We start from the raw sequence: 1,457 nt of genomic DNA, 5'->3' as shown, positions 1-1,457 counted from the left end.
CGGGCGGCGAGCTGGCGATCGGCAGCGAATAAGGCCGGGCCAACGCCGGCACGGACGGCGCGGCCATCGCCGCCGCAAGGCTGAGCCCCGCCCAGGCGACGCCCGAACCGACACTACCGAAACGTCTGACCATGAACCGCTCCCGCGCGCTGCTGCATTCCTGATGGTGTCATGAAAGGACGAAGCGGGACATCAGGCCATTAAATATTGATTCCGTTTTACCTTTTTCAGCCAGGGCCGGACGATCAGGACGCCAGCGCGGCCAGGCGGGCGAATTTTCTCTGCCGCATCCGGATCAGCCGATAGACGACGCGGGCGATCACCCCATGCACCCAGCCATGGGGCGACACTCCGATGGTCTTCAGGATCATGCCCGTCACCCGGATCGTGTGCTTGGGCTGATAATAGCGCATCGCCCGCGACATATAGGCCGCGATACAGCGCCGATGGTCATAGGGCCGGCCGACCGGCTCGTTGGTCGTGTGATAGGCCGAGGCCAGTTCGTCGTCCTCGCTTTCGGTCACGCGGCCCAGGGCGATGCGGGTGCGCCGCCACACACCCAGGCGCTCGCGCTTCAGATAGCGGTGCATATGGTCGTAGAACAGCTTGAAATGCCGGTATTCGTCGGCGGCGATCTGCTGGCAGATCGCCTTCAGCAGCGGCTCCTCGGTCGCGTCGGCCAGCGCGGTATAAAAGGACGAGGTCCCGGTCTCGACCATGCAACGGGCGATCAGCTCGCCGGTGCGCGACCCGCGTACCGAACGATCGACGTCCAGATCCAGCTTATAGCTCTCGCGATAGCGGGCGAACGCCTCGGGATAGTTCCATTCGGGGTCGGCCAGCATCGCCCAGCGCCCCAGCGCGTCGCCATGCTGCACTTCCTCGACCGCCCAATTATCCGCGGCGTCGCGAAAAGCCGGATCGTCGGAGAACACATTGTTCAGATAGGTCGCATAGTCGACGCCGTTGCGCTCGACGACCGAGGCCGCCTTGACCACGGGGATGATGTCGGGGTCCACGCGCGCAGGGTCGAAACTGTCCCAATCCATCTGTTCAATGCGCCAATGCTTCATCGTACCCCGTCTTTCATCAACACCCGGTCCCCCCGGCGCGCGCCCCTGCCGGCCCCTCGCCCGGACCACGCACAAATGGTTTTCGGCTTCCGAGATGGCATAAAAGCCTCGATTATGCCATGCAGTCCTGATCGGCCCTCACGCGTTCCCCAGCGTGCGGCCCGTTCGCCGGACGGCGCAACAAGAACGAACGCGGATCACACCGTATGAACATACATGAATATCAAGCGAAGACCCTGCTCAAGGGTTTCGGCATGCCGGTACTGGACGGCCGCGTCGCCCGTTCGCCGGACGAAGCCTCGACGGCGGCCCGCGCGCTGCGGGCCCCACTGGTGGTCGTCAAGGCGCAGATCCATGCCGGGGGCCGCGGCGCGGGGCATTTCG

Annotated in this window: 2 protein-coding genes; one reads left to right on the top strand and one right to left on the bottom strand. The window is 64.7% G+C overall.

Annotation, left to right across the window (positions count from 1 at the left end; translation table 11 throughout):
* Positions 1-245: 245 nt before the first annotated feature.
* Positions 246-1,073 carry a ferritin-like domain-containing protein gene (locus tag HUK84_RS17985; protein ID WP_176641466.1) on the bottom strand — a complete coding sequence of 276 codons (828 nt, stop codon included), beginning with the start codon at positions 1,071-1,073 and terminating at the stop codon, positions 246-248.
* A 206-nt stretch (positions 1,074-1,279) separates the two neighbouring features.
* Between HUK84_RS17985 and HUK84_RS17980 the strand changes: the two genes are divergently transcribed.
* Positions 1,280-1,457 (top strand): ATP-grasp domain-containing protein (locus HUK84_RS17980; RefSeq protein WP_176641465.1); only part of this gene is annotated, 178 nt, incomplete at its 3' end.

Source organism: Nguyenibacter vanlangensis, assembly GCF_013376155.1.
GTDB classification, from domain to species: Bacteria; Pseudomonadota; Alphaproteobacteria; order Acetobacterales; family Acetobacteraceae; genus Gluconacetobacter; species Gluconacetobacter vanlangensis.
Note: the sequence above shows the minus strand (reverse complement) of the source record. Positions and strands in the feature narration are given on the sequence as shown.

Bases quoted from the DNA above. Each gene is read 5' to 3' on its own strand.
- HUK84_RS17985 (WP_176641466.1), bottom strand. From the start codon at position 1,073: ATGAAGCATTGGCGCATTGAACAGATGGATTGGGACAGTTTCGACCCT.